The sequence below is a fragment of the Pseudomonas sp. 8O genome, assembly GCF_902506495.1.
Taxonomy (GTDB): domain Bacteria; phylum Pseudomonadota; class Gammaproteobacteria; order Pseudomonadales; family Pseudomonadaceae; genus Aquipseudomonas; species Aquipseudomonas chaetocerotis.
In genome coordinates this window covers 545,460-564,684 of sequence record NZ_LR733265.1, presented here as the reverse complement: position 1 = coordinate 564,684, position 19,225 = coordinate 545,460, and the positions used below count along the sequence as shown (strand labels likewise).

The 19,225-nt window shown below is 54.4% G+C and carries 12 protein-coding genes and 2 pseudogenes; 6 read left to right on the top strand and 8 right to left on the bottom strand.

Annotation, left to right across the window (positions count from 1 at the left end):
- Positions 1-50: 50 nt before the first annotated feature.
- Entirely contained in the window at positions 51-1,094 is a 1,044-nt protein-coding gene (locus GV002_RS16085; RefSeq protein WP_160019355.1) for an exodeoxyribonuclease VII large subunit, read from the top strand.
- Between the two features lie 130 nt (positions 1,095-1,224).
- Here GV002_RS16085 and GV002_RS16080 read toward each other — a convergent pair whose 3' ends face one another.
- The 4 genes from GV002_RS16080 to GV002_RS16065 form a co-directional block, all read right to left on the bottom strand.
- Positions 1,225-2,484 (bottom strand): phosphatidylserine/phosphatidylglycerophosphate/cardiolipin synthase family protein, encoded by a 1,260-nt coding sequence (locus tag GV002_RS16080; RefSeq protein ID WP_160019354.1) that lies wholly within the window; start codon positions 2,482-2,484, stop codon positions 1,225-1,227.
- An 88-nt stretch (positions 2,485-2,572) separates the two neighbouring features.
- A complete protein-coding gene (locus GV002_RS16075; protein WP_160019353.1) occupies positions 2,573-2,920 on the bottom strand; it encodes a hypothetical protein in 348 nt (115 codons plus the stop codon).
- Between the two features lie 54 nt (positions 2,921-2,974).
- A complete protein-coding gene (locus GV002_RS16070; RefSeq protein WP_160019352.1) occupies positions 2,975-3,487 on the bottom strand; it encodes a hypothetical protein in 513 nt (170 codons plus the stop codon).
- Between the two features lie 913 nt (positions 3,488-4,400).
- A complete protein-coding gene (locus tag GV002_RS16065) occupies positions 4,401-4,628 on the bottom strand; it encodes a hypothetical protein (RefSeq protein WP_160019351.1) in 228 nt (75 codons plus the stop codon).
- 537 nt (positions 4,629-5,165) lie between these two features.
- Between GV002_RS16065 and GV002_RS16060 the strand changes: the two genes are divergently transcribed.
- From GV002_RS16060 to GV002_RS24355, 3 genes are all read left to right on the top strand, one after another.
- Positions 5,166-5,882: a hypothetical protein gene (locus tag GV002_RS16060; protein ID WP_160019350.1), complete on the top strand. Its 717-nt coding sequence runs from the start codon at positions 5,166-5,168 to the stop codon at positions 5,880-5,882.
- 710 nt (positions 5,883-6,592) lie between these two features.
- Positions 6,593-6,907 carry a hypothetical protein gene (locus GV002_RS16055; RefSeq protein WP_160019349.1) on the top strand — a complete coding sequence of 105 codons (315 nt, stop codon included), beginning with the start codon at positions 6,593-6,595 and terminating at the stop codon, positions 6,905-6,907.
- 219 nt (positions 6,908-7,126) lie between these two features.
- Complete coding sequence (locus GV002_RS24355) at positions 7,127-7,426, top strand: hypothetical protein (protein ID WP_256667107.1); 300 nt, start codon at positions 7,127-7,129, stop codon at positions 7,424-7,426.
- A 73-nt stretch (positions 7,427-7,499) separates the two neighbouring features.
- Here GV002_RS24355 and GV002_RS16050 read toward each other — a convergent pair whose 3' ends face one another.
- The 3 genes and pseudogenes from GV002_RS16050 to GV002_RS16040 all read right to left on the bottom strand — a co-directional run bounded on the left by GV002_RS16050 (position 7,500) and on the right by GV002_RS16040 (position 12,959).
- On the bottom strand, positions 7,500-10,289 hold the full coding sequence (locus GV002_RS16050) for a UvrD-helicase domain-containing protein (RefSeq protein ID WP_160019348.1): 2,790 nt from the start codon (positions 10,287-10,289) through the stop codon (positions 7,500-7,502).
- 588 nt (positions 10,290-10,877) lie between these two features.
- Positions 10,878-12,040, bottom strand: a pseudogene (locus tag GV002_RS16045) (IS3 family transposase).
- Between the two features lie 586 nt (positions 12,041-12,626).
- Positions 12,627-12,959, bottom strand: a complete 333-nt coding sequence (locus tag GV002_RS16040) for a helix-turn-helix domain-containing protein (protein ID WP_160019347.1) — start codon at positions 12,957-12,959, stop codon at positions 12,627-12,629.
- Between the two features lie 86 nt (positions 12,960-13,045).
- Between GV002_RS16040 and GV002_RS16035 the strand changes: the two genes are divergently transcribed.
- Positions 13,046-13,465, top strand: a complete 420-nt coding sequence (locus tag GV002_RS16035; RefSeq protein WP_160019346.1) for a hypothetical protein — start codon at positions 13,046-13,048, stop codon at positions 13,463-13,465.
- 320 nt (positions 13,466-13,785) lie between these two features.
- Here GV002_RS16035 and GV002_RS16030 read toward each other — a convergent pair.
- Positions 13,786-14,231 (bottom strand): annotated as a pseudogene (locus tag GV002_RS16030) (transposase); the annotation flags it as partial.
- Between the two features lie 689 nt (positions 14,232-14,920).
- Between GV002_RS16030 and GV002_RS16025 the strand changes: the two are divergent.
- A complete protein-coding gene (locus tag GV002_RS16025; protein WP_372241837.1) occupies positions 14,921-19,126 on the top strand; it encodes an EAL domain-containing protein in 4,206 nt (1,401 codons plus the stop codon).
- Positions 19,127-19,225 lie beyond the last annotated feature (99 nt).

The following is a 19,225-nucleotide window of genomic DNA, read 5'->3' as shown; positions in this document are numbered from 1 at the left end:
CATCTTATGCGTAGGGATCTAAATGACTTAACCACGAGTATCTTAGTCGCATGGATGCTACAGAACACGCCAAACCTATTGGCATCCCTAATGCTGGGGCGCTCGACCAATTTCTGAATAATATCGCCAATCGGAAACTCGATGGTTGGAGGGATTCCAGCATACTTGTCCGGGCATGGGGATCGCTAAGGCAGCTGGACGATAAGCGCAAAACAGCAGAAAGCAATGGCTGGTCTAAGGTCTATGCTTTCCAGCTGGAGAGTGAGGGCACCATCGTCATGGATGCTCCACGATCTCTGATCAGTGGGTTCCGGGACGGCGACCTGGTCGAGATCGTCGGCTTCCCTACTGCCAAAGTCTTTAATAGCAGGCTGAGCTTTAAGCTTGAGCTCGTGGAGATTCGCCATTTCGAGGGGGAAGCCCTAGTAGAGCAGACCAGACGAGTTGTCCGGGACTTTGAGTACCTCCGAGCTCTGCAACCCGGCAGACATAGCTTCCCCATCAAGGACACGTTAAGCATTTCGCTCATTCATTCATCCGCATCCAGTGCACTCGTAGATGAAGACTTCAGAAAAGCGCTAGCACCTGTAAACAGCCGCTGCGAAATCCAATGCATTCCGGTGAAAATCTCTTCGGCAGAGGCGATTGCTAAGGCAATCAAGTCGAGCGCGGGTGATGTGTTGGTGATAATCAGGGGCGGTGGTAGCGAAAGCGATTTTGCACCATTTAATGATCCGCAGCTGCTCGAAGCACTAGCCGCCTATCCTGGTTATCGAGTCCTCGGACTCGGCCACAGCGCGAACACCTTGATGGCGGACTTAGTCTGCGACTATTCAGCTCCAGTTCCATCTGCTGCTGGGACGCACATTCGGGATCAACTGAACGAAATTTCAAGCCTGAGTAACAGCTTCGAAAACCACCTGCAGCAACAGCGAAACCAAATCCATCATTTATCGCATGAATTAAATAGTCTGAAACACAGCCAGGCAGCCACGAAAGAATCGGGGCGCACTGCAAGTAATAAATCAGCTTTCCAACATAATCTGCCTTGGGCAATAATAATTATTATGGCACTTATTTGGTGGGCAAAGTAATCCTATTGAAAGCTCGCCATGTGGAAACAACTGGCAAAAACCTGCCCCTGTTACTGATCCATCAATTATCAACACTATAAGATGTGGCTGAGCACCGTATCCGAGGGCTAATGGCCTATAGCGGGCAGACCTAAGGCCAAAAGCCTGATTTCACGACTAGAATAGGATTCCCGTCAATTATTGCAATCCTAATTACGTGGTAACTTCCCACCTTACCGAAAAATTTAGCGTCGTCTCCAAGTAAATTTGAGCTGTACTTAAATGCTCTGGTGATTCGATAAATCACCTGCTTTTCAAAAGAAGCTCTATTTTCGCCAATCCATGTTCGTGCTTGCTTGCTCAATGCGTTTGAAGCGCTTGAATTTAGCACCGGACGGGGCGAGTATGTTTTATATGAAGAAAGGGCAAACCGCATCGGGACTATACATAGCGGATGCCCGTGTTCCTTGACGAGGATAAGCATATTTGCCCCCTTCGGTAGATCGCCCGTATAGTTTTTCCTTGACTCAACCTCAATCCGCCAAGTAGGGCACTCAGCTATTACTTTTCCACTGAAGTCAACGCCTCTACCAATCATAGAAATGCGAGTCTGCGCGACTCTAGCCCAGCCAATCTCTCCAGTATCAGTAACGCACAAGTACCTTGATAGCCTTACGAGACTTAGCGGAACTCCATTCACCATCCAATAGAGCAAGCTCTTTGTTTCACTGAGCAGTGTGGTTTCAACAGAGTAAGCACGATATTTTACCAATCCCCGGGACCAGTCCTCAGAAATCGGGGCAGCTTCGATAGCCCGCTTTATCTCTGCTCTTAACTCTTCCTGCTCACGATTTATGTCCTCCTTTTCGAGGAGAATTCGGGCTTCCTTAGCAGCTCTATCAATTTTATTTTGAACAACGCTGCATGCATGCTTAAACTCTTCGTACTGTTTCTTAAGAGGCTCTATCAACAATTCCATTTCAGCTATCATGTTTATGGTGATGGGAATTGCCCTCTCTAGCCAAGGAGAGATTATTTTATTCACTTTAGAGACAGAAATTGCGTCTGTATACAGCGCACTTAATTCAAGGTTACGCTCACCTTTTGAAGTTATATTTTGGCTTCCCAAGGTGGCAAAGCCATCTGATCCAATAACTACCTTGGCGTGCAGTCCCTCTAAATGAAATAGCTGGTGCCCCCTCTCCATTAGCCTCTTGAAGACAAAGATATCTGAGGCACCTGAAGCAAAAATTTCAACATCAAATACGGTATAAACGCTTCCCTTAACTGAATCCCCAAGTACGGACTCTGCTGTTTTACCGGTCAGATAAGGAGAGATAAGTCTAATTTGTTTTTTAGCTTTCTTCCCTTTTGACTTCCAATGGACGTGTGCCTTAGTCGTAAGTATCACTTAGCCTCCTTGCTTTCGGTGGATTGAGCGTGGACGCATCAACAAAGGTCGCCTGAACAGGCGACCTTCCGTCTAGGCTTTATCGGCCTCAGCCAGCACGAGCCTTTAGTGAAGACAAATCATCTGTCAACGCACGCTGAAGACGCAGCGATACATGCTTGGCACAGCAGCCATCAACGAGCTCATTCGGGGCGTACACCGGTGTCATGTGACAAGAAGCCGGGCCTGCACGTACCATCAGTTTCTCATCGAAGCAGGCGTTGCACTGTAAAAGCCCCGCAAGGCGCGCGCAATCAACACACACAACAATATGCTCAGTCGGATCATGATCATGAGTATGCGAAACCTCAACATGCGTAGCGTAATGATCCCAAGAATGTGCGCAGCGTATAGTGCCAGCCGATTCATACTCAGCCGAAGTAATACGGGTAGTCATGATTGACCCCTCCTCTTAGAAAAGATGTAGAAAATCTTTTTAAAGTGGCGGGTCTTAGCGGAGCCGGTGCCTGAACTCGCTGAGTTCTGGACCATAGGCAAAGAGAGGAACTCGGTTACAAGCGATCTCAGCAGCTTTGCTGAGGTTCATGAAGGTGAGGCTTTCTCGCTGCAGGCGATAGATAGCAATGGCAGCTGAAAGGCCATGTACAAAGCCTGAGAATATAGACATCCCCCTACGCGAGAGGGTGCGAATAGTGTCAATGGCATCGAGACTAGATAAAGATCTACTTACGATTACGCTCATCGCATAATCCAGATAGCTCTCTTGTAGCTCGTCCTCAATGTCGGTTAGAAGTGCTGCTTTGCTCGGACCGTAGCGTCCTCCTGACTTCTCGGACTGTGTTGCAACTAGCGCTTCGTCGATTAGTCGATGAATCTTGTCCTGATGAACATGCGCTTCGAGCAGCGCAATCTCGCGGGCTACCTCCTTTTCGCCCCAGGACTCAGCCGGAGTAGCATGGATACTCTCCTCAATGGCTGTGTTGTTGGGTTTAGGGCGGTTCATGGTTTCATTTACCTACGTAGGTGGTGACGCCTCTCATACGCCCCCAATATAGGCACCAGAGAGGCACCACTTCAACCGCTTTTTCTTTGGCAGCTTCTCCCCGTGAACCACCTTTCCACCCGCCTTGGGCCAGAGCAGCTCAGTCTTCGCCACCGGTGGTGCCCCATCCCTCGTTGAAGACGGTGCAGTTCACACCGTAGCTAACGTACCGTGCGTTCCATCGTGACATCGAACGTCTTTCGTAGAGTGCTGGTATCGAACCGCGCTAGATCCCAAGCGGCGAAGATATTGAGGGCCGCGAGCTTAGCTCGCCGAGCGATGGCCTAGGCCCCATACCTCTGACACTGGTGCGAAGCGAAGAGGCTGGGCGAAATACAGCACTGTGGACGCCGGTGGCTGGGCAAAGTACATCCCCCGCCGTGCGCTCGGCATGTCCAACGCTGCAGGTAAAAGGAATGTCGGAAAAGAGCGAAAACCGGCCATCGCACTAGTTCGACATGCCCGAAGTCTACGCGCTGAAGTGCCTGGTCATTGGCAAGGGAGAAGAACGGCGGGTCTATGTGGTAATCACTGAACCATCAGCGGAATACGCGTGGATCCATGATTGATGGCCATTGCTGAGCACTGCGAGCTCCTTATGAACCTCACGCAACCTAGCGCCATTGGAAATTGTTGGACCCCAAGTTTGATAGATGCCGTTATATAACAGGTTTGGGCAGGAAAGCTGTTTTCACGACATACGCCGACCGTCCACAAGGACGGTATTTGACTCCTTGGAGTGCTATTACGCATTTGAGGGCCTTGTTATCTGGCATGGAGCACTCTTGGATGCGCCGCCTATCTAATTATCTAGCAGGAATTAGCATTAGGCAGTGTAGAAAATTCAGGGCCTCATGGTTGGCCATTACAAAAACTAACGACTCGACTGAAGAACATCCCTGGCTACGACTTCGATATAATCGAAATATGAATCAGGAACACAGTCCTTAAATTTATCTCGCGCTACTTTCGGCAACTTTCCGCCGTTACTTATGCATATTTGCACCAGTGCGCTCAAAGCACTTCCTCTAATATCAAGATTTTTGTCAATTATTCTGTGTATCGCTTCGTACTGCGCAAGATAAATATCGTTGTTTTCCATATTTATTCCCTAACTGGTTACGCAATTTGCAGCACCTAATATCGATAAAGTTTATCATTCAGCCGCCGACCACCGTTAACGCCTACGAAGTACGAAGAAAAGTTTTGGCTGAGTTGGATGGGGGCTCAGCATGGGTCGATTGAACCAAGGATTAATGCCATCGAAACCCGATGCGAGCGTACCAGGTAGCATTGCATTCGAGCCTGTTCTTCAAGTCCTCACTCTACCGATGGCAAGGAATTGAACCATCAGGTATTTCATTACGACGAGCAAGCTTGAACCGATATTGGGCTTAGAGCTCTTACTTTACAATCGGCTGGCTGCTTGGGCCGACGACTGACCGTCAGCCTGGGGAATCGCCGGGCTCGTATGGACTGGAGGCCAGGTTCGGAGGCAGGCTGCGAGGGGCGACATTGGGGTTTGTCGAGCTAGTCTCCAATACTACTCACCTGCACCAACTAACGTAGAGTGGCGCATACGTGTGGTATCGGGTTATTTTTATCTCTAGGTAGTCGGCATAAGGAAAAAGGATTTTTTATGAGAAAGGTTCGCCCGCCAGATGTTTTAGCAAGTTTCATCACACAAGTTGATGAATATTTATCTCACTACGAGAGAATTATTGCAGCACTCAAGGGCACTCAAAATGAGAAGCTCGACATAACGCTTATGTCGAGAAACTTATTTCACTCTGTGTTCGTGGATTTTGAGTGCTTTGTTTCCGACTTATTTATTTCATATCTAAATCGAGATTTTAGTCAATATCAGGATACCTTCGAAGGGGTGGTAAAGAAAGCAGCTAAAAGCAGTAAAGTTAGTCCCTGGTTAATAAGTCGGATCACTTTTGATATTCCGACACACTTGAAGCTGGAGGAGTTAGCCGATGCCATTGACCCCCTCGGCTGGAATCTGACTTTCAAGGATACCGGTCAAATGAAGCAGAAGGCTATGGATTGGCTCGCCGACCCTTATAAAACTAAGATTCAAGCGCTCAATGACGAGGATGCTAACCTTATCGATACAGCTCGATCCATAAGAAACTGGATTGCGCACCAGAGCATAGGGTCTGGAATTATTATGAATGATATGCTCAAAAACATTGATCAGGGACCAGGGACTTCTAATCACGAGCTCGGGAGAGGCATCAAGGAAATTACCAATATTGGTTTCTTTCTCAAAAGCCAGAATAATGGGGAGCGGAGAGTACAGGCCTACGCACGTAGACTCAAAGAGACGGCGCGAAATCTAACAGTGTGAATGAATTGGAGGTTCGCATGTGGGATGCTCTTTCCGCTGTAGGGACATTGCTGGCTGTCATTGTTGCCCTCGGGCTTGCGCTATTATCCGAATTCCAGCGGCGCAAAGAGAACACGAAAAGGGCTGGCCTAGTTGCATCTCGGCTTCTTGAGTCAGTGATATTACTTGCTGAAGAGGTTCGCCATAAAATGGCTGCCTTCGCCTTCTACGATGATGGGCGGGACAGCAATAACGATGGCTTCGCAGACGAAGTGCTCACGCTTCGGCGTTTGACTGAGGCGATCAGCTTGGAATCGATCTATGCCCTGGAACCACTCCCTAGGAACTGTGCCAGCCGCTTGGCCATGGCTCTGGGCATAATCGATGCTCTTGGACGAGAGGTCGAGTACGCCAAAGCTCTACAGCCGTGGACTCAGAGGTCTCCTGAGTGGCGTAAACACTACACTACGCGGTGGATGTCACTATCTAGTTCTGCAGCAGACTATCTTCATATGGTTCGGTCGGAACTAGAGTTAGCAGCCGGGGCCGCTGCCCCACGACCTTCGGCAGAGGATATTCACGGCCCTTGGCATGACGACTCCTGAACCATAATGTTTACTTCTCCCTCCCCCTCATTAGGCCAGGGTGACGGCCGGGTCGGGTGGTCACTTTAGTAATACTGGTGTAGGGTTAAGAATGCGTTATTGCCATCAACCGAATGGAAGTTGGATATGCCGGTGAAATCTGATCTCTCGGGCCTGAAAAAATTGCAGAAAAACCTTGAGGACATGAAGGGGGCTCGCACGGTTCCGATAACCGATGTGCTGACTCCGGAGTTTGTTTCGAGTCATAGTCGCTTCCCCGACTTCGAAACCCTTCTGGCTGAGGCAGGAATAACCACTATGGAGGAATTTGCAGCCTATCCGGACGACGATTTCGATTCCTTCATCGCGGCAAATACTGATTTCGAAAGTTGGCTAGATATGCAGAGGCATGGTGGGGCTGCATATACCAAACGTCAACTACTCAAGGGACTTGGCCGCTAAGCCACATTAAGCGCGGGAAGCGCGGGAAGCGCGAGCTTACGAAAAAGGGAAGGCAATTATTCAAATCGAATCCCCGCTATTGGCCAACTGTCAGAAGGTGGGCCAGACTGTGTGAAACCGCTCCTGAGTTCTGTTGCTGATCCGAGGCACAGAAGGGGCGTATTCGAAAGCACATCACCCTCACAGAACAAAACGCCTGGCTCAGGCGGGAGTTTTCCAATGGCTCTCACATCTATGGAGCAGACCGAATCTGTCAGTGATGTTCTGTGTGACGTTTGTGGCAATAGCACGCGCGTTGAAGGGGCTGCGCAATTCGGCACTCTTTGCGCCAGTTGGGGTTATGGCTCGGCCCATGATGGTGAGTGCTATGTAGTCCATCTGTGCGAACCCTGCTTTTTCAGGACATTTTCCGGCCTCAGACGAGAGCGCATGGTGAACTTCATGTTTAGCGATGAGGATCAAGATCTCAGCGATTTCGGACGCGTTTCTCGCAATGATGGAGGTAGCTCAACCTCCTGATTTCCTGCTGGCACAGCACCCAGGTCTAGCCGGCCTTTCTCCTAGAATTGCGAGACCAACGTTAATCGACGATTTAGATTCTCGGAGATTTTGGGGATATCCGCATGCTTTGCGGAGATATTGCCTTTGCGGGACTGCTTTTCTTAGGTTTGTACTTGCAGCGCGAGTAGTTCGAGCATGATCGAAAGTCACCATAAGGCCCCGTGCGCGCGAGAATTACCCCATATTTGCAGACTGGGCAGCGGTCTTCCTTTACCTGCTCTCCCTTGATGCAGGTGATCGTTACCTTTCCGTCTTTGACCAACTCATCAAGGAATGGCGAGCACTGACCCTTCACAGTGAACATGGCAACCGACCGACGTGCCCTGGTGAGAGCCACATAGAACAGGCGGCGCTCCTCTCCATGGAGGTAGTAATCCCCCTCTGGCATGACCAGACCGAAGACCTGATCGTCACCTTTGAGATTTGGAAAACCCCGTACAATGAGCCCAGGCAGGATGACGTAGTCAGCTTCATCTCCCTTTGAGGTATGGATCGTTTTGAACCTGACCTCAATGCGATCACCGTATCGACTGATCCATCCTTCTGGAACGTATTGGACGTCTTTCTTATAGCGTCCCAAGACAAATACGGTTGTCTTGCCGCCACGGCCGCTCGGCACCTCGCCGCTAACCAGATCGTTGTAAAGCCGCTCAACGTACTGACTCACAGCGTCAGGCACCTCATCCCTGCGCTCTACCTGAAACGCCGTCAATTCGGGACCTATGGGTGGAGTATCCGAAACAACTATCTTTTGGAGCTGAGCAGGATTCTTCGAAACGAAGTGGCTTGAAGCATCACAAATTGCTTGGGGGCAGCGAAATGTCTTCTCGAGCCTCAACACTTCACCATGGCCGAACCAGTCGCGGAATCCAGTCATTACTGAAACATCCGCACCTGCAAATCGGTTGATTGACTGCCAATCGTCCCCCACAGCGAAGAGGTACCGATCAGGTTTCGCGACGAGTGCGCGACATAGACGAGCACGTGCGCGAGAGGCATCTTGGTACTCGTCTGCCATGACAAGCTCGTAGGGCGAAGGATGCCCTTGCTCCAAGTGCTCGGCAGCGTTGTTGATCATGTCCTCAAAGTCGATTCCACCTTCGCCACGTAATGCCTTGTCCCAGGTGCCGATAGTAGGCACTGCTAGTTCCAGGAACATCTGATAGCGATATTTGAAGGCACCTAGCGGTAGCTTTTCGAGCCGCTCATACAACGTCTCGATGCTGAGGCTATTGCTCTTGAAGTGGGTGATAAATGAGCGAAGTACCTTGATGAGATCGAGGTGCTCCATGGGTACCAACCCGCTCTCGGGGATCGGCCGATCAGGGTTGGGATCGAGCTCAATGCCTCGCAATGTGAGGGCTTGGGACAAGTGCTTGAAAATCTGTCCAGTGTTCACTTGGTGTGAAGTGGTTTCAATGAGCTGAGTGCCCTTGGCCTTATGGAGCTCTCGCTTCCATGCAGCGTCCTCCAAGTAGCCTTCAAAATGCTCTGGTGCTTGGCCGTGCGCATCGAGCGCAAAATGTTCGTGATAGAGATTGATCTGTGGATAGAAAAAGTCTGGGAAGTATTGCCTGCGTTGAGCTGTGGCAGTTTCGTGCTCGTAGGGTCTTTCGTAGGTGTACTCCACTCCGTTGTAGAACAACCAGTTCGCGATCATGCGCTCTTCTTGGCTGGCGACGTGGTCGCCGTTCAGGCTGATAAGCTGCCCCTGTCCCTCGCTGTTATAGGCATCGAAAAGATCCTTCGGCATCGTAGAGGGTAGATCTCGTCCGAAGACAAGACGGAATAGATCCCAGTTGATGCGGAACGTATCAGACTGGTCTTTCAGCTCATCTGTGATCGCCGTAAGCTTCTCGATACCCGGTAGCTTTTTACTGGCCCAAATCGGTACATGAGGTTTCTTACCGGTGGCGCCTCCAATGATGGCCAGCCCGAGCGAGTGAAACGTCATTGCCTCAATCGCCACGTTGTCTCTACCTAGGCGTGCTAGAGAGGCTGCGGCCCTGGTCTTCAGCTCTTTTGCAGCATCCTTATTAAAGGCCAGCATGACAATGGAACTGGGGGCAACTAGATTCCGGTGAATTGCATAGATGGCCTTGGCAACCATGGTCGAGGTTTTGCCCGATCCGGCCGAAGCGATCACTTGGACACGATTGTCGAAGCAGATCACAGCATCGGACTGTTCGCCCGTGAGGGGTTTGCTTTCGACCTTTTCTAAGAGCGTTTTGCATGCTTCCCGCTCGCGAGCCATATGCCGCTTGTTTCGGTCAGCCCAACGTTGTGGCCAATCGGACATCCAATCCTGAAGCTTTTCCCCGACAAGTGAGGCCTTTTCCTTCAGTGATGCTTGAACGTCAGGCATTAGAAACAGCTTCTGCAGGTCGGTATCTTCCATGGCTAATGCTGGCTTGGCTTCCAGAAGTCGCTGTTGCATGTCATGGGTCAACCAACGTTGCTCGGCATCGGCTGTTTCGACCACGCGAGATACCTCCGCCAGCCAGCGAGAAAGCTCTAAATAACAGCTGTCGAATCGGCGGCGACGGTTGACGAGAAGAAGATGCTTGACGGCTTTGGTCAGGCTTGGCTGGTGGGAGTTGGGCAAGCCGTCGATGCGCACGCGACGGCCTACAGACAGCGTCACGTCTGACCAGAAGATGCCTCGGTTGATAACGACGCTCGACGTATCCTCAGGCGCTATCTGGAAAGCCCGTTCGCCAATGCTAAGTACGAGACGACCATCGTTCTCGATGCTCAGCCGCCAGGGTTTGGATTTTGTGAACAAACGACCCCAGGTGGATGGCTGCCATTCCCTTGTCATTCTGATCCCATCAACACGAAAAGCAGCGAGTCTACCAAAGTGTAGTTTTCGCTAGCTTTGCGACTCGTAGCTGAGATTCAGTGAGCAGCGGCAACGCGACTGACGGGCTCACGTGATGATTTGGCGCAGTGGTAGCATGCAGAGCTGCCCAAGAGCCTCCTCTCCCGGAGTATGTGCCGGTGATGAGACTTGGTCATAGGCGGCCCTCCTGAGGGCCGCCGAATCAAAGTAAAAACCAAACAGTCCTTCGGGCTGAGTCGCGCTGTAGTAGGTCTTACCATCGCGCTGCTAAGCGCTGAGCTTCATTCGTCTGACCGACTTGTCTAAATTTGCAATGTGCAGATTTTGCACTTTGCTCTCCTTTACCAATTCACCGCCTTTGAGCATCTTGCGGATATGCAGTGTGATCACGGTACGGTCGTGCCTGAATAGGTCTCAGACTCAACGTATCGCCACGACCTACTTTGCTCGTTTCACGCCTCACGTACATAGGTTCGATCGGCACTCAAGAACGCTTAGTCGAAAGCGCGAAGCCGGCTGACGTTATCTGAAGTAATCATGCATGGATACCCCTCCTCATTGTAGTGGTCAACCCATCCCGGACAGTGGGTTAAGTTTTTCTTCGGCAACGGCGGGCGGCAGCCCGTCGTTGAATTGATGCGGCCTGACCCAGTTGTAACGGTGCATCAGGTAATGACTGATGTCCCGCTGAGCCTCCTGAGCTGTCAGGTAACCGGTCGGCGGAACCCACTCCGACTTCAGACTCCGGAACAACCGCTCCATCGGTGAGTTGTCCCAGCAGTTACCTCGACGGCTCATGCTCTGTTCCATCCGATATCGCCACAACCGCTGCCGAAACAGGCGGCTGGCGTACTGGCTGCCCTGATCGGAATGAAACAGCACCTGCTGCGGTTTGCCTCGTTGCTCGTAGGCCATATCCAGCGCCTTGATGACCAACTCCGCATCCGGCTTGGCGGAGAGTGCCCAGCCAATTACTCGTCGTGCATGCAGATCCAGCACCACCGCTAAGTAATTCCAGCGGCCTTGCGCCCAGATGTAGGTGATGTCGCCGCACCACACCTGATTGGGGCGCTCAGTTGTGAACTCACGGTTCAGCCGGTTCGGGATATCTGGCCGTTCAACCGTAGCCTGCTTTTACGCGTGCGAGCCTGGTTGTTTGCTGACCAGGCCCAACTCGCGCATTAACCGACGCACGCGAAAGCGGCCAATGCATACGCCATCCTCACGCAGCATGCCCAGAATGCTGCGGCTGCCAGCAGACCCTCGGCTCTGGTTGAACAGTTGGTTGACCTGACTGCGCAGGGCAACCCGGCGTGCATCAACACGGCAGCGCCGTAGACGATGGGCGTAGTAGCAAGACCGCACCACATCGAAGGCTGAACAGACCACTTCCACCGACTCCCGCTCACTCAACTGGTCTATCAGCGCGTACGATTGAACTCGTCCGACATCAAGAGAGCGGTAGCCTTTTTTAGGATCGCTTTCTCCCGTTCCAGTCGGTCGATCCTGGCTTCCAGTTCCTGGATCTTCTGCTGTTCGGGAGTCAATGCTTTGCTCTTCGGGGTAACACCCTGGCGCTCCTCCTGGAGCTGTTTCACCCAGCGCCGAAGCGCCGACTCAACCAGCCCCAGCGAGCGAGCTGCTTCGATATGGCTGTAGCCCTGATCAAGCACCAGACCAGCGGCCTCTCGTTTGAACTCGGGCGTAAAAGAACGACGTTGTTTGGTCATCAGACACCTCTCTATGGCGAGCATTCTCGCCCTAAATGGGTGTCCGGGATCATTGAGCCACAACACGCAGCAGTCATAAACGCAATAGGCTTTGAGGCTCGTAAGCTTCCTCAGACATCTCGGACAGCCTGTCGTCGACCCCAGGGAAGCTAGCTGTGTGTGGTGGTGTTGGAGGCCCCTTAGCCCGGCATCCTATCGGAGATAGATTGCTGCTTTCGGCAAGTAATCGTCGTCAGTCTTACGGCAAATGGCTGAAGCATTGACTCAGCAATCCTGCTCTCATGAATTTATGCGCAACTATTTGAAAATTCATAATTTCGCTAATTGACTGCAGTGGACGCGTTGCTAACTGCCCCCCTAGAGCTAGGACTCTTTCCCTTCCGTTAGGCAGTGACTATTGAAGGTCTGGTCTGCGTAGCGCTTGGGATTTCTTGACCAGTGCCAGATAATTAGCGAGTCTTCTGACATCGTCCAGTCACACCAGCGTGAGCCCCATGAAGACTCTTCCCGAAGCGATCCTGGAACACAGCAAGCTTTTGTCGGAAGGAGGCATGCTGACCCCTAAGGAGTTCCTGGGTAATCCAGTTCAGAGGGAAAGGGGTGGCTCTTGAGCCAACGAATCGACGGTTACCCCCTGATCGTTGAACCCATTGGTCAGCAACTCTTCCTGCACCACGCTAACAAGCTCGGTGAAGGGCATCTGATTTTTCAGCAGGTAGGTAGCTGCCAATAGCGTCAGTGCCTGAATGCCCATCAGGCCCGAAATCTCGTCGACCTTGTCGATGGTTGGCGACTTCAGTCCTCTTTCCAGGGTGCTCAGGTAGGTTCGACTGCTGATGATGGAGAAGTCTTCTTGGGTCTTCCCCTTCGACTTGCGAAGCTGCTTTAGGGCAAGCCCGAATGCGGTGTTCAGTTCCATTTTGCTGTACCGGCAAAAGGAACGATGAAGCGTCAACGAACACTATAGAGCTACAATCTATAGTGTTCATTTTTAGGGGGTGGCCCATGTTTTTGACTATGGAGCATGCAGAGATCCCGGCCGGCGTCCTTGTAAAAGGCACCCATATGTGGCGATACGTCGAGTGCCTGACTAGTCGAGCGTGGTTTTACGTAGCGGTCTTGGAACACCACGAGGATTTCACTCGGCCAACCATCTACATGATCAAGGATTTAGAGGATCTCCTCGAGCTCGCCGGGGCAGCAGACCAGGGATGCGAGATTGATCGCGTCGACTTAGTAAGTCCCGGTGATCTCAACGGTAGCGAAGGATGGAAGATGGATGAGCTGAAAGAAATCTTTCGGATTCATGCGGGAGATCAATCCTCGCTTGCCTACCTGCTGCGCTCAGGGGTCATCTACCTCCAGGATCAGCGCGTGAAGCATCAAGTCGAAACAGGCCGGGAGGTCATTTTCGCGCTCGGCTAGAAAGATGCAATTTCGCAGCGGGCAACGATTCAACAAATTTAGGACTAGCGCGCCTCACATAAACCTAAAAATAACCCAACAAAAAAACTTATAAATCAATAAAAAATCTTATTTCATTGAGGATACTGAACCCCCAGGGGTAACCTCACTCAAGGTCGTCATCGCTCGCCTCGGCGCCAAAGATATGGTTTAACGCGACGAAGATTTCCGACAGGCGCCTCTATATGGTCATGGAGCTTACCGCTGCCCACGTCGCTGCTGGGCTTGAGGGTGTACTCGCCTTCTTCTTCGCTCAGGCGCTATTGATGCTCGGCGCGCTTGCTTACCGAAGAGATAAGACAGGGGGAAACCTCAGCGCCGTACATCTCCTGCAAATGCGGTTGGATCTCGCGCACAGCCATACCGTGTGCGTACAGCGAGAGAATCTCGAAGGCGAACCCCGCCCGTAGATCCTAGCGCTTCTCTAATTTCTGCGGATCGAAGGTGCCATGTTGGTCTCGTGGTACTTCGATGGCCAGCTCACTAAACTCACCTTTGAGCTTCTTCCGGCTGGAACTGTTGGGGGTGCTGCCAGCTGGATTGCTGACAGGTTGACGCTTGTCATGGCCTAGATGGTAGATCAGCTCCGTATCCAGTGCGCGCTTGGCCAGTTTCTTGGTCAGCTGCTTGAGGATGCCGTCAGCATCGATCAGGCCTTCAGATTTCTGAAGGTTAGTCAGGAACTGGTTCAAAAACTCGTCAGTGATGGGGATTGCGTCTTGCTCATGGTGTCTCCAGTTTGTAGCGACAGTGTCGCTCATGAGCCGGTTACACAAAAATTCGGGACACCCTCATACCTTGAGAAGAAACGATCACAGGGACACTTACAAAAAGTTAGGTTTTGGAGCTTAAATTCGACCCAAAATCAGCAAAACCTAACTAAAGCACCACCATAACCACAGGATTAAGAAGAGGAAGATGCAGAACAGGCTGGAAAACTAGTGGCCATAAGGGCTCGAATGCAGATTTTAAAACGTGACTAAAACCTAATAGGGCAGATAGACGTACTGAGCCATGGAGAACCTGACTGGTGAGAATGAGGGCTGAAAATGGCGGGCCTTGCAGACACTGCGATAACGTTGCGAGTGACGAAACCGGCAACGCCGACAGGCTGACCATCTGGTGCGTGCCGGCTTGGCCGCCGTATTACCGGCTGCAGGCAGTTTTCACGAAGCCTGCTGGGCGTTTGCAGAGACCTTAGCCCCTGCTGGAGCGAACGCCAAGTACCGCGCGGACAGTTCACGCGCGCGGCGCAAAACTACCGGAATGTGCGTGGCAGGGCAAACCTACGTTCGTCGGCGCAGCTGGCACTTGGCCACGTTTGCAGGCATTCTAGCCGGCTCGCGCGAGCGCAGGCATGCCCGCGCGTCTCACAAAGCTCAAAATAGCCCAGCACCGGCTACAGGTTCACAGAACGTGTCGACTCCCTCATCCCTGCCTTCCTCCTCTCCGGGCGAGTCGCGCGCCGCATTGCGCCGTGCACTGGTGGTGCTGGTGCTGGCGATACTGGGATTGCTGGCGTGGCAACTGACCCAGGAATATCGCCAGTTGCTCGATAGCCAGAAGCAACTGAGCCAGGGTTACAGCACCCAATTGGCCAAGCATCTGAGTCTGAACATGCGCCTCAAGGCGCAGGCGGGCCAGGCGATGCTGCAGAGCAGCCCGGCGCGCGCTGGCGACGGCAGCGAATTGGTCACGGCATTGCGCAGTATCTTCCCGACCGTCAACAGCGTGGCCTGGCTCGATGCCAACGGGCAGTTGCTGGCCGACAGCGCCAGCGAGTCGCGCGACCTGAGTTTCGTTCGCAACCAGCAACAACGCAGTGGCGCGGCGCCCTATCACTTCGCCTTCAGCTCACTGGACGGCGGTGTGCTCTACCTGCTGCTGCGTCAGCCCGACAACAGCCACCGGATATTGCGCATGCGCACCAGTGCGCTGCGCGGCTGGCTGCGCGAGCAGCACCAGAGCGAGCACAAATGGTTGCTCGAAGACCTGCTCAGTCACCGCGTGATAGCGCGCGCCGATGACCTGCAACAGGCTGGCGGCATCATCGCTCCGGTTACTGCGGCAGAGCAGGCACAAAGCCTCGACCTGATCGCCCTGCCCGGCAGCGACTGGCAACTGCGCGCCCTGTTCGATGCAGAGCGCGCCGGCAACGAGCTGATGCCGACCCTGGCCGGCAAGTTCCTGCTGTTCGCGCTGTGCAGCCTGCTTACCCTGTTGGCCCTGTACGGCCTGCAACGCGAGCAGCGCAGCCTGCAGCGCCTGAATACCGAAACACGCCGCTCGCTGCGCCAGGCCGCCAGTGCGCTCGGCGCCGTCGAAGAACGCATTCTGGTGACCCAGGCCGATGGCAAGGTGCGCTACCTGAACCCGCAGGCCGAAGCGCTGTTCGGGGTTCCCAGCGACGTGGCCGGGGGACTCCATCTGCTTGATCTGCTGCCCGATCTCGACCCGTTGCTGCTCAACAGCCCACAACTGAGCAGCGATCTGGGGCCGGAGCTGATCAGAGTCGAAAGCGAGGGGCGCGAGCGACTGTTCGCCGTGACCCGTAGCGATATCAGCGAAGTCGGGCGTCATGCCGGTTACGTCTGGGTGCTGCGCGATGTGACTGACGAGCAGCAGGCCATGCGCGTACTGCAGGAAACCCGCAGACGCTATCAGGACATCTTCGACGGCACCGGCGTAGCCCTCTGCGTGCTCGACCTCTCCGGCCTGCGCTGCCTGTTGCTGCAGCACAAGTTGCGCGATGCGGCGGGTCTGCAGCGCTGGTTGCAGGCCGATGCCGAGCATCAGCAACTACTGGTCGAGCAACTGCGCATCACCGAGGCCAACCAGGTGGCGCTCAACCTGCTCGGGGTGAAGTCCACCGAACAGGCCCGGCAGCAACTGATCGACAACGGCCCGGTACAGCCCGACGACCTGTGTTACCGCCTGGCCGTGGCCGTGCTCGAAGGCCCCAACCTGATGGAGCTGGAAACCCAGCTGGTCACCGCACAAGGCTTGCAGCGTCACGTCTGGCTGGTGCTGCGCCTGCCGGAAATGCTCCAGGACTATCAGGCCGTCACCCTGAGCATAAGCGACATCACCAGCCGCAAGCGCATCGAGCTGTCGCTGATCGAACGTGAGCGCTTCTGGTCCGAAGTGGTGCGCTCGGTCCCCGACCTGCTCTACGTGCATGACATGCAGAACCGGCAGGTGCTGTTCAGCAACCACAGCCTCGGATTGCAACTGGGCTATAGCGTCAGCGAGCTCAAGGCGATGGGCGGAGACTTCTGGGAGCAGGTGCTGCACCCGGACGACAGCGAATACTACTGGCGCATTCGCAACCTGCAGAAAGTGGTCGGCAACGGTCTGCTGCTCGAATCGGTGCTGCGCTGGCGTCACCGCAATGGCCAATGGCACTGGTTCAGCATCCGCGAGCAGGCTCTGGCGCGCGATGAGCGCGGTCGCGTCAGCCGCCTGATCGGCGTGGCCAAGGACATCACCGAGCAGATCGAGCGCAACCAATCGCTGCGTGACAGCGAGCAACGCTACCGCCTGCTGGCGGAAAGCATCAGCGACGTGATCGTTTCCACCGACGACAGCCTGACCCTGAACTACGTCAGCCCGTCGGTGGAGGCCATGCTCGGCTACAACGCCGAATGGGTGACGACCAACGGCCTGCAGGGCCTGGCGGCCAACCCGCAGCAGCTCGCCAGCCTCTACCTGCTGCTCGAGCGGATTCGCGATTCGCTCGGCGAGCGTGACCGCCTCGAGCGTCTGCGCGAGGAGCTGCCGGATCAGCTGTTCGTCTTCGACTGCCTGCGCGCCGACGGCCACAAGATCCCGGTGGAACTGCGCCTGGTGCTGATGTGGGACGAGAACGGTCGCTTCGAAGGCATCCTCGGCGTTGGCCGCGACATCAGCCAGCAACGCCGCGCGGAAAAAGACCTGCGCATGGCCGCCACGGTATTCGAGCACTCCACCGCGGCGATTCTGGTGACCGACCCGGCCGGTTACATCGTTCAGGTCAACAAGGCCTTCAGCCGCGTCAGTGGTTATTCCGCCGGTCAGGTGCTCGACCAGCTTCCCGGCATGCTCACCGCCGACCGCCAGCAGGCGGCGCACCTGCAGTACATCCTCGGCCAACTCAACCAGCGCGGCAGTTGGGAAGGCGAGGTGTGGCTCAAGCGCAAGGGCGGGGAGAATTTCCCGGCCTGGGTCGGCATCACCGCGGTGCATGACGAGGAAGGCGACCTGGTCAGCTACGTGTGCTTCTTCAGCGACATCAGCGAGCGCAAGGCCAGCGAACAGCGCATCCATCGTCTGGCCTACTACGACGCCCTGACCCACCTGCCCAACCGCACCCTGTTCCAGGATCGCCTGCACAGCGCCCTGCAGCATGCGGATCGGCATGATGAATGGGTGGTGCTGATGTTCCTCGACCTCGACCGCTTCAAGCCGATCAACGATTCGCTCGGCCACGCCGCCGGCGACCGCATGCTCAAGGACGTCGCCGTGCGCCTGTCGGCCTGCGTCGACGGCGACGACACCGTGGCGCGCATGGGCGGCGACGAATTTACCCTGCTGCTGCAGCCGCGCGCCACCCGCGAGGGTGCGCTCAATCGCGCCATTCATGTCGCCGAGCAGATTCTCTCCAGTCTGGCGCGCCCTTTCGTCCTCGAAGGCCGCGAATTCTTCGTCACCGCCAGTATCGGTATCGCCCTTGCCCCGCAGGACGGTAGCGAGCTGAGCCAACTGATGAAGAACGCCGATACCGCGATGTATCACGCCAAGGAACGCGGCAAGAACAACTTCCAGTTCTACCAGGCCGACATGAACGCCAGTGCCCTGGAACGCCTGGAGCTGGAAAGCGACCTGCGCCACGCTCAGGAACAGGGCCAGTTCGTCCTGCATTATCAGCCGCAGTTCTCCGGCGACGGCAATCGCCTGACCGGGGTCGAGGCGCTGCTGCGCTGGAGTCACCCGACACGCGGCCTGGTGCCGCCGGATGAGTTCATCCCGGTACTCGAAGAACTCGGCCTGGTGGTGCAGGTCGGCGAATGGGTGCTGGAAGAAGCCTGCCGGCAGCTCAAGGCGTGGCACGAGGAAAAGATCCGCATCCCCAAGATTTCGGTCAACCTGTCGGCCCGGCAGTTTGCCGAAGGCGACCTGAGCGCACGCATCGCCGCCATTCTGGACAGAACCGGAGTAGCCCCAGCCTGCCTGGAGCTGGAGCTGACCGAAAGCATACTGATGCGTGATGTCGCCAGCGCAATGCAGACTCTTGGTAACCTCAAGCACTTGGGCCTGTGCATTGCAGTGGATGACTTCGGCACCGGCTACTCGTCGCTGAACTACCTCAAGCAGTTCCCCATCGACGTGTTGAAGATCGACCGCAGCTTCGTCGACGGCCTGCCTGATGGTGAGCAGGATGCGCAGATCGCCCGCGCCATCATCGCCATGGCGCACAGCCTGAACATGATGGTGATCGCCGAGGGGGTGGAGAGCCAGGCACAACTGGACTTCCTGCGTGAACACGACTGCGACGAAGTACAGGGCTTCCTGCTGGGCAGACCCATGCCTGCACGTCAGCTCACAGCCCAATTCAGCGGCGCAGCGCTGTTCATCCTCAGTTGACGGGCGGGACGCCGGCAAGCTCTAGGCCCCAACTCAGCATGAAGGCCACTTGTCAGGCTCATGACCGACCTTCATATGCCTGAATGCGACCTTTGCGGT

Excerpts from the sequence above, each read along its gene's own strand:
- GV002_RS16085 (WP_160019355.1), top strand. The coding sequence starts at position 51 with ATGGATGCTACAGAACACGCCAAACCTATTGGCATCCCTAATGCTGGG.
- GV002_RS16035 (WP_160019346.1), top strand. The coding sequence starts at position 13,046 with ATGTTTTTGACTATGGAGCATGCAGAGATCCCGGCCGGCGTCCTTGTA.
- GV002_RS16060 (WP_160019350.1), top strand. The coding sequence starts at position 5,166 with ATGAGAAAGGTTCGCCCGCCAGATGTTTTAGCAAGTTTCATCACACAA.
- GV002_RS16050 (WP_160019348.1), bottom strand. The coding sequence starts at position 10,289 with ATGACAAGGGAATGGCAGCCATCCACCTGGGGTCGTTTGTTCACAAAA.
- GV002_RS24355 (WP_256667107.1), top strand. The coding sequence starts at position 7,127 with ATGGCTCTCACATCTATGGAGCAGACCGAATCTGTCAGTGATGTTCTG.
- GV002_RS16070 (WP_160019352.1), bottom strand. The coding sequence starts at position 3,487 with ATGAACCGCCCTAAACCCAACAACACAGCCATTGAGGAGAGTATCCAT.
- GV002_RS16065 (WP_160019351.1), bottom strand. The coding sequence starts at position 4,628 with ATGGAAAACAACGATATTTATCTTGCGCAGTACGAAGCGATACACAGA.
- GV002_RS16075 (WP_160019353.1), bottom strand. The coding sequence starts at position 2,920 with ATGACTACCCGTATTACTTCGGCTGAGTATGAATCGGCTGGCACTATA.
- GV002_RS16040 (WP_160019347.1), bottom strand. The coding sequence starts at position 12,959 with ATGGAACTGAACACCGCATTCGGGCTTGCCCTAAAGCAGCTTCGCAAG.
- GV002_RS16055 (WP_160019349.1), top strand. The coding sequence starts at position 6,593 with ATGCCGGTGAAATCTGATCTCTCGGGCCTGAAAAAATTGCAGAAAAAC.